The following is a 19,677-nucleotide window of genomic DNA, read 5'->3' as shown; positions in this document are numbered from 1 at the left end:
GAATTTGCGGCAGACCGGGAAATTTTCCCGGCAATAACAATGAACCCGCAGAGGTAGCCGCAATGAAACACACCGGTCTTCGCCAGCCCTTGATCCTCACCGCGCTGTGCGCGGCGATGCTGTTGCCGTCCGCCGCCGCGCTGGCGGTCACCGACGCCGAGATTCTCAAGGACGCCAGCACCACCGACGAGATCGTCACCAACGGCCTCGGCCTGCAGGGCCAGCGCTACAGCCCGCTGAGCATCCTCAACGAGCAGAACGTCAAGGAGCTGCGCCCGGTGTGGACCATGTCCTTCGGCGGCGAGAAGCAGCGTGGCCAGCAGGCGCAGCCGCTGATCAAGGACGGCGTGATGTACGTTACCGCCTCCTACTCGCGGGTGTTCGCCGTCGATGCACGCACCGGCCGCGAGCTGTGGCAGTACGAAGCCCGTTTGCCGGACGATATCCGTCCCTGCTGCGACGTGATCAACCGCGGCGTCGCCCTGTACGACGACCTGGTGATCTTCGGCACCTTGGATGCCAAGCTGGTGGCGCTGAACAAGGACACCGGCAAGGTGGTCTGGCGCAAGAACGTCGCCGATCACAAGGCGGGCTACTCGATCACCGCCGCGCCGCTGGTGGTCAATGGCAAGCTGATCACCGGCGTCTCCGGCGGCGAGTTCGGCGTGGTCGGCAAGATCGAGGCCTATGACCCGAAGAACGGCGAGCTGCTGTGGAGCCGCCCGACCGTCGAAGGCCACATGGGTTACGTCTACAAGGACGGCAAGGCGGTCGAGAACGGCATCAGCGGCGGTGAGGCCGGCAAGACCTGGCCGGGCGACCTGTGGAAGACCGGCGGCGCCGCGCCCTGGCTGGGCGGCTACTACGACGCCGACACCAACCTGCTGTTCTTCGGCACCGGCAACCCGGCGCCGTGGAACTCGCACCTGCGTCCCGGCGACAACCTCTATTCGTCCTCGCGCCTGGCGCTGAACCCGGACGATGGCAGCATCCAGTGGCACTTCCAGACTACCCCGCACGACGGCTGGGACTTCGACGGCGTCAACGAGCTGATCTCCTTCGACTACCAGGAAGGCGGCAAGACCGTGAAGGCCGCTGCGACCGCCGACCGCAACGGCTTCTTCTACGTACTCGACCGCACCAACGGCAAGTTCATCCGCGGCTTCCCCTTCGTCGACAAGATCACCTGGGCCAAGGGCCTGGACAAGAACGGCCGGCCGATCTTCGACGACAGCAATCGTCCGGGTTCGCCCAGCGCCGCGGAGAAGGGCAAGAGCGTGTTCGCCGCGCCGGCCTTCCTCGGCGCGAAGAACTGGATGCCCATGGCCTACAGCCAGGACACCGGCCTGTTCTACGTGCCGTCCAACGAGTGGGGCATGGACATCTGGAACGAGGACATCGCCTACAAGAAGGGCGCGGCCTACCTGGGCGCCGGTTTCACCATCAAGCCGCTCAACGAGGACTACATCGGCGTGCTGCGCGCCATCGATCCGAAGACCGGCAAGGAAGTCTGGCGCCACGAGAACTATGCGCCGTTGTGGGGCGGGGTGCTGACCACCAAGGGCAACCTGGTGTTCACCGGCAACCCGGAAGGCTACCTGCAGGCGTTCAACGCCAAGACCGGCGAGAAGGTCTGGGAATTCCAGACCGGCTCGGGCGTGATCGGCTCGCCGGTGACCTGGGAAATGGACGGCGAGCAGTACGTCTCGGTGCTGTCCGGCTGGGGCGGTGCGGTACCGCTGTGGGGCGGCGAGGTGGCCAAGCGCGTCAAGCACCTGAACCAGGGCGGCATGCTGTGGACCTTCAAGCTGCCGAAGGAACTGGTGGCCAAGCGCTGATCGGCTGATGCGTCAGACGATGGCCGGACTCTGTCCGGCCATCGTCGTTTCTGGGGCTTGCCGCTGCATCGGGAGATTTTCCGCCGGGCGGAACGCAAGACCAGGCAGGCGGGTCTAGCCTTTAGCGTCCATAGCTCCTTATCTCGCTGCCGAAGGCCCGTGCCAGACCGCTCGCCGCTCTACTACCAAATGACTAGGCGATCTGTGCCATGGGCGCATACCGAGGTTTCCGGGGGCTTCCTAAGATCGAACCATGACTCGCTTCCCCGATTGGCAGCGGGCTCCGACAACAAGAGAGGTCAGCATCATGATTTACGCGAAACCGGGTACCCCAGGCGCCGTCGTCAGCCTCAAGCCGCGCTACGGCAACTACATCGGCGGCGAATTCGTCGCCCCGCTCAGTGGCCAGTACTTCAGCAACACCAGCCCGGTCGACGCCTCGGTGATCGCCGAATTCCCCCGTTCCAATGCCGCCGACATCGACAGGGCGCTGGACGCCGCCCATGCCGCCGCCGACGCCTGGGGCCGCACCAGCGTGCAGGAGCGCTCGCACATCCTGCTGAAGATCGCCGACCGCATCGAAGCCAACCTCGAGCTGCTGGCCGTGGCCGAGACCTGGGACAACGGCAAGGCCGTGCGCGAAACGCTGAACGCCGACGTGCCGCTGGCCGCCGATCATTTCCGCTACTTCGCCGGCTGCATCCGCGCCCAGGAAGGCAGCACCGCCGAGATCAACGACGGCACCGTGGCCTATCACTTCCACGAGCCGCTGGGCGTGGTCGGGCAGATCATCCCGTGGAACTTCCCGCTGCTGATGGCCGCCTGGAAACTCGCCCCGGCCCTGGCCGCCGGCAACTGCATCGTGCTCAAGCCCGCCGAGCAGACCCCGCTGTCGATCACCCTGCTGGCCGAGATCATCGGCGACCTGCTGCCGCCGGGCGTGCTCAATATCGTCCAGGGCTTCGGCCGCGAGGCCGGAGAGGCGCTGGCCACCAGCAAGCGCATCGCCAAGATCGCCTTCACCGGATCGACTCCTGTGGGGTCGCATATCTTGAAATGCGCCGCGGAGAACATCATCCCGAGCACAGTCGAGCTGGGCGGCAAATCGCCGAACATCTTCTTCGCCGACATCATGAACGCCGAGCCGGCCTTTATCGAGAAGGCCGCCGAAGGCCTGGTGCTGGGCTTCTTCAACCAGGGCGAGGTGTGCACCTGCCCGTCGCGGGCGCTGGTGCAGGAGTCGATCTACGACGCCTTCATGGCCGAGGTGATGAAGAAGGTCAAACAGATCAAGCGCGGCAACCCGCTGGACACCGAGACCATGGTCGGCGCCCAGGCCTCGCAGCAGCAGTTCGACAAGATCCTCTCCTACCTGGAAATCGCCCAGCAGGAAGGCGCCCAGGTGCTCACCGGCGGTGCGGCCGAGCGCCTGGACGGCGACCTGGCCAGCGGTTACTACATCCAGCCGACCCTGCTCAAGGGCACCAACCAGATGCGCGTGTTCCAGGAGGAAATCTTCGGCCCGGTGATCGGCGTGACCACCTTCAAGGACGAGGCCGAGGCGCTGGCCATTGCCAATGACACCGAGTTCGGCCTCGGCGCCGGGGTGTGGAGCCGCGACATGAACGTCGCCTACCGCATGGGCCGGGCGATCAAGGCCGGCCGCGTATGGACCAACTGCTACCACCTGTACCCGGCGCACGCCGCCTTCGGCGGTTACAAGAAGTCCGGCGTCGGCCGCGAAACCCACAAGATGATGCTCGACCACTACCAGCAGACCAAGAACCTGCTGGTCAGCTATGACATCAATCCGCTGGGCTTCTTCTAAGGCTCGCCAATCCCATAACGCGGCGCGCTCGCTCCGGCGCGCCGCCTCTTGCACGGCGACGAACCCTACCCGGGTGGATCTGCGGGCAGCCATGGCCTGAACGGCAGCAGATTCCTTATCGCGACGCGGCTTCGGCCGCGTTTTTTATTGCCGATGCGCAGCTGTCCATAGGGTGGGCTTACCTACCAATGCCAGCCGAATCTCCTCCCAAAGTACCATTTGGCCGCCTGCCCGGCGGGGGCTTAATGGGGTTGCCGGAATGCCCCGGTTCAATAACAAGAGGACCGCACCATGTGGACTAAACCCGCCTACACCGACCTGCGCATTGGCTTCGAAGTGACCATGTACTTCGCCAACCGTTGATCGCCCTTGGCCCCGGTTCGTCCGGGGCATCCCAACCGGTAACGCCCCATGCATATCCAGGTTCTCGGTTCCGCCGCCGGCGGCGGCTTTCCCCAGTGGAACTGCAACTGCCGCAACTGCCGTGGCGTACGCGCCGGCACCCTGCGCGCGCAGCCGCGCACCCAGTCGTCCATCGCCCTTTCCGATGACGGCGGCGAGTGGGTCCTGTGCAACGCCTCGCCGGATATCCGCGCCCAGCTCGAGGCCTTTCCCGCCCTGCAGCCGGCGCGCCAGCTGCGCGATACGGCGATCGCCGGCATCGTCCTGCTCGACAGCCAGATCGACCACTGCACCGGCCTGTTGACCCTGCGCGAGGGCTGCCCGCACCAAGTCTGGTGCACCGAGATGGTCCATCAGGACCTGACCAGCGGCTTTCCGCTGTTCAACATGCTCGGCCACTGGAACGGCGGCCTGCAGCACCGGCTGATCGAGCTGGACGCCGAGCCGTTCACCATCCCCGCCTGCCCGGGGCTGAGCATTACCGCCATCGCCCTGCGCAGCAGCGCGCCGCCCTATTCGCCGCACCGCGGCAATCCGCATCCGGGCGACAATATCGGCCTGTTTATCGAGGATCTGCGCACGGGGGGAACCTTGTTCTACGCCCCCGGCCTGGGTCAGGTGGACGAGCCGCTGCTGGGCTGGATGCGCCGCGCCGACTGCCTGCTGGTGGACGGCACGCTGTGGCGCGACGACGAGATGCGCCGGTGCGAGGTGGGCGACAAGCTCGGCAGCGAGATGGGCCATCTGCCGCAGAGCGGCCCGGGCGGCATGCTCGAAGTGCTGGAGGGGCTGCCGGCGGCGCGCAAGATCCTGATCCATATCAATAACACCAACCCGATTCTCGACCTGGACTCGCCCGAGCGCGCCGAGCTGGACGCCCGCGGCATCGAGGTCGCGTTCGATGGCATGAGCATCGTTTTGTAGGGTGCGCCGTGCGCACCGGGGAGTCCTGATGAGCCAACCTGCCATGACACCTGCCGAATTCGAGCAGGCGCTGCGCGCCAAGGGCGCGCTGTACCACATTCACCATCCCTACCACCGGGCCATGTACGAAGGCCGGGCCAGCCGCGAGCAGATCCAGGGCTGGGTGGCCAACCGCTTCTACTATCAGGTCAATATTCCGCTCAAGGACGCGGCGATCCTCGCCAACTGCCCGGATCGCGAGACCCGCCGCGAGTGGATCCAGCGCATCCTCGACCATGACGGTGCACCGGGTGAGGAAGGCGGTATCGAGGCCTGGTTGCGCCTGGCCGAGGCGGTCGGCCTGGAGCGCGAGCAGGTGCTGTCGCAGGAGCTGGTGCTGCCCGGGGTGCGCTTCGCCGTCGACGCCTACGTCAACTTCGCTCGCCGCGCCAGTTGGCAGGAGGCGGCCAGCAGCTCGCTGACCGAGCTGTTCGCGCCGACCATCCACCAGTCGCGCCTGGACGCCTGGCCGCAGCACTACCCGTGGATCGATGCGGCCGGCTACGACTACTTCCGCAAGCGCCTGAGCCAGGCGCGGCGCGATGTCGAGCATGGCCTGCGCATCACCCTGGAGCACTACCGCACCTTTGATGCCCAGCAGCGCATGCTGAACATCCTGCAGTTCAAGCTCGACGTGCTGTGGAGCATGCTCGACGCCATGAGCATGGCCTACGAGCTGCAGCGCCCGCCGTACCACACGGTGACCACCGAGCGCGTCTGGCATCGGGGGATCGCGCTATGAAACCCGATGTGTCGGTGCGCATGACGCACCCTGCGGTTGAGTCTTGTGTAGGGTGCGCCGTGCGCACCAGTCAGGAGCCCGAACAATGACTGCTGCCATCCTGCCCAATATCCCCGCCATCCGCCGCGGCTTTCGCCTGCAGTTCGAGCCGGCCCAGGGCTGCCATGTGCTGCTCTACCCGGAAGGCATGATCAAGCTCAACGACAGCGCCGGCGAGATCCTTCAGCAGGTCGATGGCAAGCGTTCGGTGGCCGAGATCATCGACAGCCTGCACCAGCGCTTCCCCGACGTGCCCGGCATCGACGAAGACATCCTCGCCTTTATGGAGGTGGCCCATGCTCAGTTCTGGATCGAGCTTCGCTAAAGCCGGCCATGAAGCCGGGCCGCCGCTCTGGCTGCTGGCCGAGCTGACCTACCGCTGCCCGCTGCAGTGCCCGTACTGCTCCAATCCCCTGGACTTCGCCCAGCAGGGCGCCGAACTCAGCACCGCCGAGTGGATCGAGGTGTTTCGCCAGGCCCGTGAGCTGGGCGCGGCGCAGCTGGGCTTTTCCGGCGGCGAGCCGCTGGTGCGTCAGGACCTGGCCGAGCTGATCGCAGCGGCGCGCGGCCTGGGCTACTACACCAACCTGATCACTTCCGGTATCGGCCTGACCGAAGCACGTATCGCCGAGTTCGCCGACGCCGGCCTTGACCATATCCAGATCAGCTTTCAGGCCGCCGACGAGGAGGTGAACAACCTGCTGGCCGGCTCAAAAAAGGCCTTCGCGCAGAAGCTGGCCATGGCCCGCGCGGTCAAGGCCCATGGCTACCCGATGGTGCTGAACTTCGTCACCCACCGGCACAACATCGACAGTATCGAGCGCATCATCGAGCTGTGCCTGGAGCTGGAGGCGGATTTCGTCGAGCTCGCCACCTGCCAGTTCTACGGCTGGGCAGAACTCAATCGCGCCGGCCTGCTGCCGACTCGCGCGCAGCTCGAACGCGCCGAGCGCATCACCTACCAGTGGCGCGACAAACTGGCGGCCGAGAACCACCCGTGCAAGCTGATCTTCGTCACCCCGGATTACTACGAGGAGCGCCCCAAGGCCTGCATGAACGGCTGGGGCAACCTGTTCCTCGACATCACCCCGGACGGCACGGCGCTGCCTTGCCACAGCGCGCGGCAGCTGCCGGTGCAGTTTCCCAATGTGCGCGAGCACAGCATCGAGCACATCTGGCGGCATTCCTTCGGTTTCAACCGCTTTCGCGGTGACGACTGGATGGCCGAGCCCTGCCGCAGCTGCGACGAGAAGCACAAGGATTTTGGCGGCTGCCGCTGCCAGGCCTTCCTGCTCACCGGCGACGCCAGCAACGCCGACCCGGTGTGCAGCAAGTCGGCCCACCATGGTGTGATTCTCGCTGCCCGCCAGCAGGCCGACGAAGCGCCGCTGGGGCTGGACGCCCTGCAATATCGCAACGAAAAGGCCTCGCGAATCATATGCAAGGCGTGACCGACCCCGACGATATCTGGAGCGCCGAACAGGCCGCAGCCGCCAGCGCCGACTTCGCCGAACTGCACGCCGCCCATGACGGCCTGCTGTGGGTGGCCTTCGATCCGCTGCAGGCCCGTTGCGGGCTGTTCTTCTGCCGCGATGGCGCAGTTTGCGAGCTGACCCCGCCGGGGTTTTCCGTACGCAGCCGCGTCTACGAATACGGCGGCGGCGCCTGCTGTGCCACGGAGCAGGGCGTGGCCTTCGTCAACGAGCGTGATCAGCAGATCTACCATCTGCCAATGGCGGGTATTTCCGTAGGAGCGGCTTTAGCCGCGAACCGCGGTGAGCCAAAGGGCTTCGCGGCTAAAGCCGCTCCTACGGGCCTTGAGCCTCAGGCGCTGACTGCCCGCTCTCACTGCCGTTATGGCGACCTGGCCTTCGTGCCCGCCTGGCAGGCGCTGCTGGCGGTGGAGGAGAGTCATGAGCGCGGCGCGGTGCTGCATCGCCTGGTGCGTATCGGCCTCGATGGCCAGCGCGAGGTGCTGGTCGAGGGCGCCGATTTCTACGCAGCGCCGGTGGCGGACTCCATTGGCCAACGCCTGGCCTGGATCGAGTGGGATCGCCCGCACCAACCCTGGGTCGCCACGCGCCTGTGCCAGCGCGAGTCGGACCAGCCTACTCGGGTGCTGGCCGGGCAGGCGGGTGATCGTTCTCTGCAGCAGCCACGCTTCGATGCGCAGAACCGCTTGTGGGTGTTGAGCGACAAGGCGGGCTGGTGGCAGCCCGAGTGCGTCGATCACGGCCTAGAGCTGCAAGCCGCGCCCCGCGATCATGCGCCGGCGCCCTGGCAACTGGGTGGCCGCACCTATCTGCCGCTGGAGCATGGTGAGCTGCTGCTGACCCGTTTCGAGCAGGGTGTAGGCATTCTGGTAGAGGGGCGCGGGGCCGCCCAGGTTGTGCGCACCAGCGATCTCAGCGGCAAACCAATCGGTGCGCACAGCGCACCCTACGCAGAGCGGCGGTTGGCCGAAGGGTTTACACGTTTCCGCAGCCTGGCTGCCGATAGCGAATATTTCTACTGCATCGCTGCCGCCCCGGATCGCCTGCCGGCGGTGCTTGCCATTTGCCGCAGCGATGGCGCGTTGCAGATACTGGCGGGCGGTGAGCAGCCGCTAGGTGAAGCACAGCTGTCACGGCCTCAGCCATTCAGCTGTGCGGTGGGCGAGGGCGAGCGCTGCCATGGTTTTTTCTATGCGCCCGTTGCCGCCGAATCACGCCAACCGCTGCTGATCTTCCTGCACGGCGGCCCTACCTCGGCCTGCTATCCGGTATTCGATCCGCGCATCGCCTTCTGGACGCTGCGCGGCTACGCCGTGCTCGACCTCAACTACCGCGGCAGCAGCGGCTACGGTCGCGCCTACCGGCTGCGTCTGGCGGGGCAGTGGGGGGCGCTGGAGGTCGAGGATATCCGCGCCGCCATCGACCAGTTGGCCAGCGACGGCGTTATCGATCCGGCGCAAGTGTTCGTGCGCGGCGGCAGTGCTGGCGGCTTCAGTGCGCTGCGTGCACTGGCCGAGCTGCCGCAGTTACGTGGTGGTGCCAGCCTCTACGGCGTCAGCGACCCGCTGGCACTGCGTCGGCTGACCCACAAGTTCGAGGCAGATTACCTGGACTGGCTGATCGGCGACCCGCAGCAGGATGCCGAGCGCTATCGCCGCCGCACGCCCCTGTTGCAGGCCGACCGGATCAGGGTGCCGGTGATTTTCTTCCAGGGCGCGCTGGATGCGGTGGTGGTGCCGAGCCAGACCGAAAGCATGGTCGAGGCGCTGCGTCAGAGTGGCTTGCCGGTGGAATATCACCTGTTCGCCGAGGAACGCCACGGTTTCCGTCAGGCTACCAATCTGGCCGAGGCTCTGCGCGCCGAGCATGCCTTCTATCAGCGGCTGAGCTGATCGCAGGTCGCATTGCATTAACCCGGCAATGCAGTAGGCTGATCGCCATTCCATAACAAGAAATTTCAGGCCGTTGTATGAGCCACGATTTGAGTCAGCTGCGAAAGTTCGTTTCCCCCGAGATCATCTTCGGCGCCGGCTCCCGGCATAACGTCGGCAATTACGCCAAGACCTTCGGTGCACGCAAGGTGCTGGTGGTGTCCGATCCCGGTGTGGTCGCCGCGGGCTGGGCCGGTGATATCGAGGCCAGCCTGCAGGCCCAGGGCATCGCCTACTGCCTGTACACCAGGGTCTCGCCCAACCCACGGGTGGAAGAGGTGATGGAGGGCGCCGAGCTGTATCGAAGCGAGGGCTGCAACGTCATCGTCGCGGTCGGCGGCGGCAGCCCGATGGACTGCGCCAAGGGCATCGGCATCGTCGTCGCCCATGGTCGCAGCATTCTCGAATTCGAAGGTGTGGATACCATCCGCGTGCCCAGCCCGCCGCTGATCCTGATTCCGACCACCGCCGGCACCTCGGCCGATGTCTCCCAGTTCGTGATCATCTCCAACCAGCAGGAACGGATGAAGTTCTCCATCGTCAGCAAGGCGGTGGTGCCGGACGTGTCGTTGATCGACCCGGAAACCACCCTGAGCATGGATCCCTTCCTTAGCGCCTGTACCGGCATCGACGCCCTGGTGCACGCCATCGAGGCCTTCGTCTCCACGGGCCACGGACCGCTGACCGATCCGCATGCGCTGGAAGCCATGCGTCTGATCAACGGCAACCTGGTGCAGATGATCGCCAACCCGGCGGACATCGCCCTGCGCGAGAAGATCATGCTCGGCAGCATGCAGGCCGGGCTGGCCTTCTCCAACGCCATCCTCGGGGCGGTGCATGCGATGAGCCACAGCCTCGGCGGTTTCCTCGACCTGCCGCATGGCCTGTGCAACGCGGTGCTGGTCGAGCACGTGGTGGCCTTCAACTACAGCGCGGCGCCGGAGCGTTTCAAGGTCATCGCCGAAACCCTCGGCATCGACTGTCGCGGGCTGAACCACGCGCAGATTCGCCAGCGCCTGGTCGAGCACCTGATCGCCTTCAAGCATGCCGTGGGCTTCCGCGAAACCCTCGGCTTGCATGGCGTCGGCAGCTCGGACATTCCGTTCCTTTCCAGCCATGCCATGGACGATCCGTGCATCCTTACCAACCCGCGCGAGTCGACCCAGCGCGACGTCGAGGTGGTCTATGGCGAGGCGCTCTGACGAGGCGCTGGCCGGGCTGCTGGGGCTCAGCAGCCAGTCGGCGCGCAAGAGCCACTACCCCGAGCTGCTGGCGCGCCTGGAGGAGCTGGAAACCGAGCGCAACCGCTACAAATGGCTGTTCGAGCACGCCGTGCACGGCATCTTCCAGGCCAGCCTGCAGCAGGGCGTGCTGGCGGCCAACCCGGCCATGGCGCGCATGCTTGGCTACGACGATCCGCAGCAGGTGCTGTGGTCGCTGAACGACCTGGCGCGCCACCTGTTCGTCGGCGGCTTCGACGAGCTGGCGCGGATTCGCGAGCAGCTGGGCCGCGGCGCCGCCCTGGTCGGCTACGAAACCCAGTTACGCCGGCGCGACGGCAGCGTCATCGACGTGTTGATGAACCTGCTGCTCAAGCCCGAAGGCGAGGGCCTGTTCGAGGGTTTCGTCGCCGACATCACCGAGCGCAAGCAGGCCCAGCAGCGCCTGCAACAGCTCAACGACGAACTGGAGCGCCGGGTCGCTGCACGTACCTACGAGCTGCTCGAATCCAACCGCAACCTGCAACGGCAGATCGAAGAGCGCGAGCGCATCGAGCAGGCCCTGCGCGAGGCGCGCGACGCCGCCGAGGCGGCCAACCGCAGCAAGGACAAGTACCTGGCCGCCGCCAGCCACGACCTGCTGCAGCCGCTCAACGCCGCGCGGCTGCTGATCTCCACCCTGCGTGAGCGCGAGCTGCCGAGCGCCGAGCTCAATCTGGTGGAACGCAGCCACCTGGCACTGGAAGGCGCTGAGGATCTGCTCACCGACCTGCTGGACATCTCCAAGCTGGACCAGGCGGCGATCAAGCCGGACCTCGACGTCTATCGCCTGGAGGAGCTGCTGGCGCCGCTGGCCTCGGAGTTCGACGGCGTCGCCGTGGCCCGCGGCCTGCGCCTGCGCGTGCGCATCGCCGACTGCGCGGTGCACACCGATTTTCGCCTGCTCACGCGCATCCTGCGCAACTTCCTCAGCAACGCCTGTCGCTACACCGAACGCGGCGGCGTGCTGCTCGGCGCGCGGCGGCGCGGCCAGTTTCTCGAGCTGCAGGTGTGGGACAGCGGCCGCGGCATTCCCGCCGACCAACTGGACAAGATCTTCCTCGAGTTCAACCAGCTGGACGTCGGCCGCGCCACCGAGCGCAAGGGCGTCGGCCTCGGCCTGGCCATAGTCGAGCGTATCGCGCGCATGCTCGGTTATCCGGTGCAGGTGAGTTCGCAGCCGGGGCGCGGCTCGCTGTTCAGCATCCGCGTGCCGTTGGCTGCCGAGCGCCCGCAACGGCCGGCGCAGCCCATGCCGCAGCCGCTGCTCGGCGACCCGCTGCCGGGGCGGCGCCTGCTGGTGATCGACAACGAAGAGGCGATCCTGCACAGCATGGCCGCGCTGCTCGGCCAGTGGGGCTGCGAGGTGGTCACCGCACTGGATCTGCCCGAAGCGCTGCTACGCCTGCAGGGCAGGGCGCCGGAGGTGATACTGGCGGATTTCCACCTCGATCACGGCGTGCTCGGCTGCCAGGTGATCCAGCAGCTGCGCGAGGCGTTCGCCCGGCCGATTCCGGCGCTGATCATCAGCGCCGACCGCAGCGACGCCTGCCGCCGCGACCTGCAGGCGCTGGGCGCGCCGCTGCTGAACAAGCCGGTCAAGCCGGGCAAGTTGCGAGCGGTGCTCAGCCAGTTGCTGCAGGAAGTGTGAGCGGGTGCAGATTTTCGGGGTGAACCCGGACGCCTGCCATACTGTCTATTGGCTACCTAGCCGTCTCAGGAGACAACCACAATGACAATGTCCATGCACCCCGTTCTGCGCCGTCTGGCGTTCTTCACCGCATTGCTGCACCTGCTGCTGGTGGTGCAGATACCCGTCGCCAACGCGGCCATGATCGGCACCCACGAGGTGCTCGCCGAACAGCAGCACCAGGTGGATCAGGCGCAATTGATGGCCATGCTCGACGACGAGCAGGTCAAGGACAAACTGGTGGCCATGGGCGTCGAGCGCGAGCAGGTGGAGTCGCGTATCGCCAGCCTCACCCCGGCCGAGCTGGCGCAGTTCAACCAGCAGCTGGATCAGGCGCCCGCCGGTGCCGGCGTGGTCGGCATCATCGTGCTGTTCCTGGTGATCTTCATCATCACTGATATGCTGTGCGCCACCAACATCTTCAATTTCGTCAAATGCATCAATCGCTGATTCGCCTCGCCTGTATCGCTTCAGTCGTTCTACTCGCAGCCTGCGCTCGGTCTCCGCTGTTATCGCCGGAGGCCGAGCGTTTGCCTGAGCGGGTCGAGCTGAGCGATGTGCCATTCTTCCCGCAGGACGCCTACCAGTGCGGGCCGGCGGCGTTGGCCACCATGCTCAACCAGCGCGGCGTGCTGACCACCCCTGGCGTGCTCAAGGACAAGGTCTACCTGCCCGGTCGCGAAGGCAGTCTGCAGGTGGAGATGGTTGCCGCCGCACGCAGCCACGACATGCTGGTGTATCCGCTGCAGCCGCGTCTGGAGGCGCTGCTGGCCGAGGTGGCCGCCGGCAATCCGGTGCTGGTGCTGCAGAACCTGGCGTTCGACTTCTACCCGCAATGGCACTTCGCCGTGGTGGTCGGCTACGACCGTCGCGAGCGCACGCTGATCCTGCGCTCCGGCACCACGCGGCGCCTGGTGGATGATTTCGCCAGCTTCGACCAGAGCTGGGCGCGCGGCGGGCGCTGGGCGGTGCTGGCCTTGCCGCCGGAGCAATTGCCGGCGCAGGCCGACATGCGCGCCTGGCTCAAGGCCGCCAGCGATCTGGAGCAGACCGGGCGCAAGATGGCGGCGCAGCGTGCCTATCGACGCGCCACCCAGGCCTGGCCGGAGCAGGCGCTGAGCTGGTTCGCCCTGGCCAACAGCCGCTATGCCGAAGGTGATCGCCAAGGCGCCGAGCAGGCGCTGCGCGCCAGCCTGCAACGCGAGCCGGATTTCGCCGCCGGCTGGTTCAATCTGGCCCAGTTGCTCGGCGAGCAAGGCTGCGGCGAACGCGCGCAGCAGGCCCAGGCCTGCGCGCGGCGCCTGGCCCCGGAGGATGCGCGCTTTGCCGCGCCGCTGAAGGCGAGCGTCGCAACGGGTCAATGTCAGGCCCTGCCGGCCTGTCCATAAGGCAAACGAAAACGGCGCCCAAGGGCGCCGTTTTTGTTCCTGCGGTCGTTACACGCCCAGCTTGTCGCGCAGGGTGTAGTACCAGGCGCCGAGGGCGCTGAACGGTACCTGGAACATCCGCCCGCCGGGGAAGGGGTAGTGCGGCAGGTTGGCGAAGGCGTCGAAACGCTCGGCCTGGCCGCGTAGCGCCTCGGCCAGCACCTTGCCGGCCAGGTGGGTGTAGGTCACGCCATGGCCGCTGCAACCCTGCGAATAGTAGATGTTGTCGCCGAGGCGGCCGACCTGGGGCAGGCGCGACAGGGTCAGCAGGAAGTTGCCGGTCCAGGCGAAGTCGATCTTCACGTTCTTCAGCTGGGGGAAGGTCTTGAGCATCTTCGGGCGGATGATCGCCTCGATATTGGCCGGGTCGCGCGCGCCGTAGACCACGCCGCCGCCGAAGATCAGGCGCTTGTCGCCGGACAGGCGATAGTAGTCGAGCAGGTAGTTGCAGTCCTCGACGCAGTAATCCTGCGGCAACAGGCTGGCGGCCAGTTCGTCGGACAGCGGCTCGGTGGTGATCACCTGGGTGCCGCAGGGCATCGATTTGGCCGACAGCTCCGGCATCAGATTGCCGAGGTAGGCGTTGCCCGCCACCACCACGAACTTGGCCTTGATCCGCCCTTCGGGGGTGTGCACCACCGGGTTGGCGCCGCGGTCGATGCGGGTGGCCGGGGATTGCTCGTAGATCACCCCGCCGAGCGACTCCACCGCGGCGGCCTCGCCCAGGGCCAGGTTAAGCGGATGGATATGGCCGCCGCTCATGTCGAGCATGCCGCCGACATAGTTGTCGGTGGCCACCACCTCGCGGATGCGCTTGGCGTCCATCAGTTCCAGCTGGGTATGGCCATAGCGCTCCCACAGCTTCTTCTGCGCTTCCAGGTGGCCCATCTGCTTGTCGGTGAGCGCGGCGAACACCCCGCCGTCCTTGAGGTCGCACTGGATGTCGTACTTGGCGATGCGCTCACGGATGATGCGCCCCCCCTCGAAAGCCATATGCCCGAGCAGTTGCGCCTGCTTGGGGCCGACGCTGCGCTCGATCACGTCGATGTCGCGGCTGTAGCTGTTGACGATTTGCCCGCCGTTGCGCCCGGAGGCACCGAAGCCGACCTTGGCCGCCTCGACGATGCTCACCTTGAAGCCGTTCTCCAGCAGGAACAGCGCGGTGGACAGGCCGGTATAGCCGGCGCCGACGATGCAGACGTCCGTTTCCACTTCACCTTGCAGGGCAGGGCGCTGGGGAACGGGGTTGGCAGAAGCGGCGTAGTAGGATTGTGGGTATGCCGTGTGCGCCATTTTGAACCTCTGTTCTTTATTTTTTACGAATGAGCCGATCCTACCTGAGTTGAAAATGCCCGGCTAGTGCCTGTGCAAAATATTCAACGAGCCTGGCTGAAATAAAAAATTTGGCCTATTTCAGTGAGTTAGCGAAAAAACCTGTTGACGGCCAAAAACTTCTGCGTAGAATGCGCACCCATCGAAGGCACATAGCTCAGTTGGTTAGAGCACCACCTTGACATGGTGGGGGTCGTTGGTTCGAGTCCAATTGTGCCTACCAAATCGATAAAAAGGGGTCGTTGATACGACCCCTTTTTTGTTGCTCGTCATTCGTGGCGGCAAAACTTCCGAGAATTCCGCTCGGATATTGTCTGTGGTTGCTTGTCAGCGTTCAGGCTTTCTGAAAGCATCCGCACTCTTTACTTCCAGTGACTCTGGTTCGGTTCTGGTTGGCCCTTGGGGCTCCTGCCATCGTTCGGCAGGTATACCGCCGGATCGCTTCCTGGCTCATCCCAACCCACGTGACCTTTGGTAGGGGTCACCACTAGGAGAGGAGGCGCCATGCCCATCATTACTCTTCCCGACGGCAGTCAGCGTTCGTTCGATCATCCGGTTTCCGTGCTGGAGGTCGCCCAGTCCATTGGTGCGGGCCTGGCCAAGGCCACCCTAGCCGGTAAGGTCAATGGTCGCCAGGTCGATGCTTGCGACCTGATCGAGACTGACGCGACCCTGCAGATCATCACGCCGAAGGACGAAGAGGGGCTGGAGATCATCCGCCACTCCTGCGCTCACCTGGTTGGGCATGCGGTCAAGCAGCTCTATCCGAATGCCAAGATGGTGATCGGTCCGGTCATCGATGAAGGCTTTTATTACGACATTGCCATCGACCGTCCCTTCACCCCGGAAGACATGGCGGCCATCGAAAAGCGCATGGCCGAGCTGATCGACAAGGACTACGACGTCATCAAGAAGATGACGCCGCGTGCCGAGGTCGTCGAGCTGTTCAGGGCGCGCGGCGAGGAATATAAGTTGCGCCTGATTGACGATATGCCGGACGAGCAGGCCATGGGGCTGTACTTCCATGAGGAGTACGTCGACATGTGCCGCGGTCCGCACGTCCCCAACACCCGTTTCCTCAAGGCGTTCAAGCTGACCCGTATTTCCGGCGCCTACTGGCGCGGCGACTCGAAGAACGAGCAGTTGCAGCGCATCTATGGCACCGCCTGGGCGGACAAGAAGCAGCTGGCGGCCTATATCCAGCGCATCGAAGAAGCCGAGAAGCGCGATCACCGCAAGATCGGCAAGCGCCTGGACCTATTTCATACCCAGGAAGAAGCGCCGGGCATGGTGTTCTGGCATCCCAATGGCTGGACCCTGTACCAAGTGCTCGAACAGTACATGCGTCAGGTGCAGCGCGAGCACGGTTACCTCGAGATCAAGACGCCGCAGGTGGTCGATCGCAGCCTGTGGGAGAAGTCCGGGCACTGGGCCAATTACGCCGAGAACATGTTCACCACCGAATCGGAAAGCCGCGATTACGCGATCAAGCCGATGAACTGCCCGTGCCACGTTCAGGTATTCAATCAGGGGCTGAAGAGCTATCGCGAGCTGCCGATGCGCCTGGCCGAGTTCGGTGCCTGCCACCGCAACGAGCCGTCAGGTGCGCTGCACGGCATCATGCGCGTGCGCGGCTTCACTCAGGACGACGCGCACATCTTCTGCACCGAAGAGCAGATGCAGGCCGAATCCGCCGACTTCATCAAGCTGACCCAGGCGGTCTACGCCGACTTCGGCTTCACCGACATCCAGCTCAAGCTGTCCACTCGTCCGGAAAAGCGCGTGGGTTCCGATGAGTTGTGGGATCGCGCCGAGGCGGCCCTGGCGGCGGCGCTCGACAGTGCCGGGCTGGCCTATGACCTGCAGCCGGGCGAGGGCGCCTTCTACGGGCCGAAGATCGAGTTCTCGCTGAAGGATTGCCTGGGTCGTGTGTGGCAGTGCGGTACTCTGCAGCTGGACTTCAATCTGCCGGTGCGCCTGGGCGCGGAGTACGTTTCCGAGGACAACAACCGCAAGCATCCGGTCATGCTGCACCGGGCGATCCTCGGTTCCTTCGAGCGCTTCATCGGCATCCTCATCGAGCACTACGAAGGGGCGTTCCCGGCCTGGCTGGCGCCGACCCAGGCGGTGATCATGAATATCACCGACAAGCAGGCCGATTTTGCCCGCGAAGCAGAGAAAACTCTCAACCAAAGCGGTTTTCGTGCCAAGGCTGACTTGAGAAACGAAAAGATCGGCTTTAAAATCCGCGAGCATACCTTGCTCAAGGTTCCCTATCTCTTGGTTATTGGAGATCGGGAGGTTGAGACACGATCCGTTGCTGTGCGCACCCGTGAAGGCGTCGATCTGGGCTCCATGCCCCTCGAGCAGTTCGCCGCGCAATTGCAGCAAGCGGTTTCCCGGCGTGGTCGCCAAGATTCGGAGTAATAACTATTAAGCGTGAAATGAGACAGGATAAGCGGGCCGCTCCCAAGGCGCCGATCAACGAGAACATCACCGCACGTGAGGTTCGCCTGATTGGTGCGGACGGCGAGCAGGTTGGTATTGTTTCGATTGATGAGGCATTGCGCGTGGCTGAAGAAGCCAAGCTGGATCTGGTAGAGATCTCCGCTGACGCAGTCCCGCCGGTTTGCCGCATCATGGACTACGGCAAGCACCTGTTCGAAAAGAAAAAGCAGGCTGCTATTGCGAAGAAGAATCAGCACCAGCAACAGATCAAAGAGATCAAGTTTCGTCCAGGGACGGAAGAAGGGGATTACCAGGTAAAACTACGCAACCTGGTACGTTTCCTTGAAGATGGGGACAAGGCCAAGGTATCGCTACGATTCCGCGGCCGTGAGATGGCCCACCAGGAACTGGGCATGGAGCTGTTGAAGCGGGTCGAAGCCGACCTCGCCGAACTCGGCACCGTTGAACAGCATCCTAAGCTGGAAGGACGCCAGCTGATGATGGTCATCGCTCCCAAGAAGCGTAAATAACCTCCCGGGCACTGGCAGGCCTGATGGTTATCAGTTGTTAATGAATGCGGAGTACCAAACATGCCAAAGATGAAAACTAAGAGCGGCGCTGCAAAGCGCTTCCTGAAGACTGCTTCGGGCTTTAAGCACAAGCACGCTTTCAAGAGCCACATCCTGACCAAGATGTCCACCAAACGTAAGCGTCAGCTGCGCGGCAGCTCGCTGATCGGCCCGTCGGACAAAGCTAAAGTCGAGCGCATGCTGCGCGTTCGTTAATCGGTCAAGATATTTAGAGGTAATTACTCATGGCTCGTGTTAAGCGTGGCGTTATCGCTCGTGCTCGTCACAAAAAAATCCTGAAGCTCGCCAAGGGCTACTACGGTGCGCGTTCGCGCGTGTTCCGCGTCGCCAAGCAGGCGGTGATCAAGGCAGGCCAATACGCCTACCGCGACCGTCGTCAGCGCAAGCGTCAGTTCCGTGCTCTGTGGATCGCCCGTATCAACGCCGGTGCTCGCGTCAACGGTCTGTCCTACAGCCGTCTGATCGCTGGCCTGAAAAAGGCGTCGATCGAAATCGACCGTAAGGTCCTGGCCGATCTGGCAGTGAACGAAAAAGCGGCGTTTGCTGCGATTGTCGAGAAAGCTAAGGCCGTTCTGGCTTAAGTCCCCCGACAATCACCGGGCTTGCCCGGTGGCAACGTCAAAGATAGGGGAAGAGCCTTCAAGCTCTTCCCCTATTTCGTATCTGGAGTCCGTACATGGAAAACCTGGATGCATTGGTCTCGCAAGCGCTAGAGGCCGTGCAAAACACCGCAGACGTCAACGCCCTGGAACAACTCCGGGTTCAGTATCTCGGCAAGAAGGGCGAGCTGACCGCCCTGATGCAGACCCTGGGCAAGCTGTCGGCCGAGGAGCGTCCGCAGGCTGGCGCCCTGATCAACGCCGCCAAGAACCAGGTTCAGGACGCCCTGAACGCCCGCAAATCCGTGCTTGAGCAGGCCCTGCTCGCTGAGAAGCTGGCGTCCGAGCGCATCGACGTGACCCTGCCGGGCCGCGGCCAGGCCTCCGGCGGCCTGCACCCGGTCACCCGTACCCTCGAGCGTGTCGAGCAGTTCTTCACCCATATCGGCTACAACGTCGCCGAGGGCCCGGAAGTCGAAGACGACTACCACAACTTCGAAGCCCTCAACATCCCCGGCCACCATCCGGCGCGGGCGATGCACGACACCTTCTATTTCAACGCCAACATGCTGCTGCGCACCCACACCTCGCCGGTGCAGGTGCGCACCATGGAGTCGCAGCAGCCGCCGATCCGCATCGTCTGCCCCGGCCGCGTCTACCGCTGCGACTCCGATATCACCCACTCGCCGATGTTCCACCAGGTCGAAGGCCTGCTGGTCGACGAGGGCATCAGCTTCGCCGACCTCAAGGGCACCATCGAGGAGTTCCTCCGGGTGTTCTTCGAGAAGCCGCTGGGCGTGCGTTTCCGCCCGTCCTTCTTCCCCTTCACCGAGCCCTCGGCCGAAGTCGACATGCAGTGCGTGATGTGCTCGGGCAAGGGCTGTCGCGTGTGCAAGCAGACCGGCTGGCTGGAAGTGATGGGCTGCGGCATGGTGCATCCGGACGTGCTGCGCATGAGCGGCATCGACCCGGAGAAATACTCCGGCTTCGCCTTCGGCATGGGCGTCGAGCGCCTGGCCATGCTGCGTTATGGCGTCAATGACTTGCGCCTGTTCTTCGATAACGACCTGCGGTTTCTGGCGCAATTTCGCTAGTA

Annotated in this window: 18 protein-coding genes and 1 tRNA gene; 18 read left to right on the top strand and 1 reads right to left on the bottom strand. The window is 64.5% G+C overall.

Annotated elements, in window-relative coordinates; translation table 11 throughout:
• The first annotated feature begins 62 nt into the window (after positions 1 to 62).
• The 12 genes from EA796_RS00130 to EA796_RS00075 all read left to right on the top strand — a co-directional run bounded on the left by EA796_RS00130 (position 63) and on the right by EA796_RS00075 (position 13,573).
• On the top strand, positions 63 to 1,838 hold the full coding sequence (locus EA796_RS00130; protein ID WP_122107049.1) for a methanol/ethanol family PQQ-dependent dehydrogenase: 1,776 nt from the start codon (positions 63 to 65) through the stop codon (positions 1,836 to 1,838).
• Between the two features lie 307 nt (positions 1,839 to 2,145).
• Positions 2,146 to 3,666, top strand: coding sequence for an aldehyde dehydrogenase family protein (locus EA796_RS00125; RefSeq protein WP_122107048.1), 1,521 nt, complete (start codon positions 2,146 to 2,148; stop codon positions 3,664 to 3,666).
• Between the two features lie 291 nt (positions 3,667 to 3,957).
• Positions 3,958 to 4,029, top strand: a complete 72-nt coding sequence (pqqA, locus tag EA796_RS00120; RefSeq protein ID WP_003243383.1) for a pyrroloquinoline quinone precursor peptide PqqA — start codon at positions 3,958 to 3,960, stop codon at positions 4,027 to 4,029.
• A gap of 48 nt (positions 4,030 to 4,077) precedes the next feature.
• The gene (gene pqqB, locus EA796_RS00115) at positions 4,078 to 4,992 is read left to right on the top strand and encodes a pyrroloquinoline quinone biosynthesis protein PqqB (protein ID WP_122107047.1); all 915 of its coding nucleotides are present in this window, start codon (positions 4,078 to 4,080) and stop codon (positions 4,990 to 4,992) included.
• Between the two features lie 28 nt (positions 4,993 to 5,020).
• On the top strand, positions 5,021 to 5,773 hold the full coding sequence (gene pqqC / locus EA796_RS00110) for a pyrroloquinoline-quinone synthase PqqC (protein ID WP_122107046.1): 753 nt from the start codon (positions 5,021 to 5,023) through the stop codon (positions 5,771 to 5,773).
• Between the two features lie 85 nt (positions 5,774 to 5,858).
• On the top strand, positions 5,859 to 6,137 hold the full coding sequence (pqqD, locus tag EA796_RS00105) for a pyrroloquinoline quinone biosynthesis peptide chaperone PqqD (protein WP_021446380.1): 279 nt from the start codon (positions 5,859 to 5,861) through the stop codon (positions 6,135 to 6,137).
• Entirely contained in the window at positions 6,109 to 7,263 is a 1,155-nt protein-coding gene (gene pqqE, locus EA796_RS00100; protein WP_122107045.1) for a pyrroloquinoline quinone biosynthesis protein PqqE, read from the top strand. Before pqqD ends, pqqE begins: the two co-directional genes overlap by 29 nt.
• Positions 7,251 to 9,197 carry a S9 family peptidase gene (locus EA796_RS00095; protein ID WP_122107044.1) on the top strand — a complete coding sequence of 649 codons (1,947 nt, stop codon included), beginning with the start codon at positions 7,251 to 7,253 and terminating at the stop codon, positions 9,195 to 9,197. The genes pqqE and EA796_RS00095 overlap by 13 nt, the downstream gene beginning before the upstream one ends.
• A gap of 77 nt (positions 9,198 to 9,274) precedes the next feature.
• On the top strand, positions 9,275 to 10,438 hold the full coding sequence (gene ercA, locus EA796_RS00090) for an alcohol dehydrogenase-like regulatory protein ErcA (RefSeq protein WP_122107043.1): 1,164 nt from the start codon (positions 9,275 to 9,277) through the stop codon (positions 10,436 to 10,438).
• On the top strand, positions 10,422 to 12,146 hold the full coding sequence (locus tag EA796_RS00085; RefSeq protein ID WP_122107042.1) for a NahK/ErcS family hybrid sensor histidine kinase/response regulator: 1,725 nt from the start codon (positions 10,422 to 10,424) through the stop codon (positions 12,144 to 12,146). The genes ercA and EA796_RS00085 overlap by 17 nt, the downstream gene beginning before the upstream one ends.
• Positions 12,147 to 12,233: 87 nt before the next feature.
• Complete coding sequence (locus tag EA796_RS00080) at positions 12,234 to 12,635, top strand: PA2779 family protein (protein ID WP_021441980.1); 402 nt, start codon at positions 12,234 to 12,236, stop codon at positions 12,633 to 12,635.
• Positions 12,620 to 13,573: a PA2778 family cysteine peptidase gene (locus EA796_RS00075; RefSeq protein ID WP_122107041.1), complete on the top strand. Its 954-nt coding sequence runs from the start codon at positions 12,620 to 12,622 to the stop codon at positions 13,571 to 13,573. The genes EA796_RS00080 and EA796_RS00075 overlap by 16 nt, the downstream gene beginning before the upstream one ends.
• A gap of 48 nt (positions 13,574 to 13,621) precedes the next feature.
• On the opposite strand, the gene EA796_RS00070 is transcribed toward EA796_RS00075, so the two are convergent.
• A complete protein-coding gene (locus tag EA796_RS00070; protein ID WP_122107040.1) occupies positions 13,622 to 14,905 on the bottom strand; it encodes an FAD-binding oxidoreductase in 1,284 nt (427 codons plus the stop codon).
• A 185-nt stretch (positions 14,906 to 15,090) separates the two neighbouring features.
• Between EA796_RS00070 and EA796_RS00065 the strand changes: the two genes are divergently transcribed.
• The 6 genes from EA796_RS00065 to pheS all read left to right on the top strand — a co-directional run bounded on the left by EA796_RS00065 (position 15,091) and on the right by pheS (position 19,675).
• A tRNA-Val gene (locus EA796_RS00065) sits at positions 15,091 to 15,167 on the top strand.
• Positions 15,168 to 15,448: 281 nt separating this feature from the next.
• Positions 15,449 to 17,371, top strand: a complete 1,923-nt coding sequence (thrS, locus tag EA796_RS00060; RefSeq protein ID WP_122107039.1) for a threonine--tRNA ligase — start codon at positions 15,449 to 15,451, stop codon at positions 17,369 to 17,371.
• Complete coding sequence (gene infC / locus EA796_RS00055; RefSeq protein WP_177342863.1) at positions 17,371 to 17,922, top strand: translation initiation factor IF-3; 552 nt, start codon at positions 17,371 to 17,373, stop codon at positions 17,920 to 17,922. Before thrS ends, infC begins: the two co-directional genes overlap by 1 nt.
• A gap of 60 nt (positions 17,923 to 17,982) precedes the next feature.
• Positions 17,983 to 18,177 carry a 50S ribosomal protein L35 gene (rpmI, locus tag EA796_RS00050; protein ID WP_031302581.1) on the top strand — a complete coding sequence of 65 codons (195 nt, stop codon included), beginning with the start codon at positions 17,983 to 17,985 and terminating at the stop codon, positions 18,175 to 18,177.
• A gap of 29 nt (positions 18,178 to 18,206) precedes the next feature.
• Positions 18,207 to 18,563, top strand: coding sequence for a 50S ribosomal protein L20 (rplT, locus tag EA796_RS00045; RefSeq protein ID WP_003243409.1), 357 nt, complete (start codon positions 18,207 to 18,209; stop codon positions 18,561 to 18,563).
• 95 nt (positions 18,564 to 18,658) lie between these two features.
• A complete protein-coding gene (gene pheS / locus EA796_RS00040) occupies positions 18,659 to 19,675 on the top strand; it encodes a phenylalanine--tRNA ligase subunit alpha (RefSeq protein WP_122107038.1) in 1,017 nt (338 codons plus the stop codon).
• Positions 19,676 to 19,677 lie beyond the last annotated feature (2 nt).

Source organism: Pseudomonas sp. AOB-7 (genome assembly GCF_003696305.1).
Taxonomy (GTDB): Bacteria; Pseudomonadota; Gammaproteobacteria; order Pseudomonadales; family Pseudomonadaceae; genus Aquipseudomonas.
This window is presented reverse-complemented; position numbering and strand designations above follow the sequence as displayed.

Bases quoted from the DNA above. Each gene is read 5' to 3' on its own strand.
- EA796_RS00130 (WP_122107049.1), top strand. From the start codon at position 63: ATGAAACACACCGGTCTTCGCCAGCCCTTGATCCTCACCGCGCTGTGC.
- EA796_RS00125 (WP_122107048.1), top strand. From the start codon at position 2,146: ATGATTTACGCGAAACCGGGTACCCCAGGCGCCGTCGTCAGCCTCAAG.
- pqqB (WP_122107047.1), top strand. From the start codon at position 4,078: ATGCATATCCAGGTTCTCGGTTCCGCCGCCGGCGGCGGCTTTCCCCAG.
- pqqC (WP_122107046.1), top strand. From the start codon at position 5,021: ATGAGCCAACCTGCCATGACACCTGCCGAATTCGAGCAGGCGCTGCGC.
- pqqD (WP_021446380.1), top strand. From the start codon at position 5,859: ATGACTGCTGCCATCCTGCCCAATATCCCCGCCATCCGCCGCGGCTTT.
- pqqE (WP_122107045.1), top strand. From the start codon at position 6,109: ATGCTCAGTTCTGGATCGAGCTTCGCTAAAGCCGGCCATGAAGCCGGG.
- EA796_RS00095 (WP_122107044.1), top strand. From the start codon at position 7,251: ATGCAAGGCGTGACCGACCCCGACGATATCTGGAGCGCCGAACAGGCC.
- ercA (WP_122107043.1), top strand. From the start codon at position 9,275: ATGAGCCACGATTTGAGTCAGCTGCGAAAGTTCGTTTCCCCCGAGATC.
- EA796_RS00085 (WP_122107042.1), top strand. From the start codon at position 10,422: ATGGCGAGGCGCTCTGACGAGGCGCTGGCCGGGCTGCTGGGGCTCAGC.
- EA796_RS00080 (WP_021441980.1), top strand. From the start codon at position 12,234: ATGTCCATGCACCCCGTTCTGCGCCGTCTGGCGTTCTTCACCGCATTG.
- EA796_RS00075 (WP_122107041.1), top strand. From the start codon at position 12,620: ATGCATCAATCGCTGATTCGCCTCGCCTGTATCGCTTCAGTCGTTCTA.
- EA796_RS00070 (WP_122107040.1), bottom strand. From the start codon at position 14,905: ATGGCGCACACGGCATACCCACAATCCTACTACGCCGCTTCTGCCAAC.
- thrS (WP_122107039.1), top strand. From the start codon at position 15,449: ATGCCCATCATTACTCTTCCCGACGGCAGTCAGCGTTCGTTCGATCAT.
- rpmI (WP_031302581.1), top strand. From the start codon at position 17,983: ATGCCAAAGATGAAAACTAAGAGCGGCGCTGCAAAGCGCTTCCTGAAG.
- rplT (WP_003243409.1), top strand. From the start codon at position 18,207: ATGGCTCGTGTTAAGCGTGGCGTTATCGCTCGTGCTCGTCACAAAAAA.
- pheS (WP_122107038.1), top strand. From the start codon at position 18,659: ATGGAAAACCTGGATGCATTGGTCTCGCAAGCGCTAGAGGCCGTGCAA.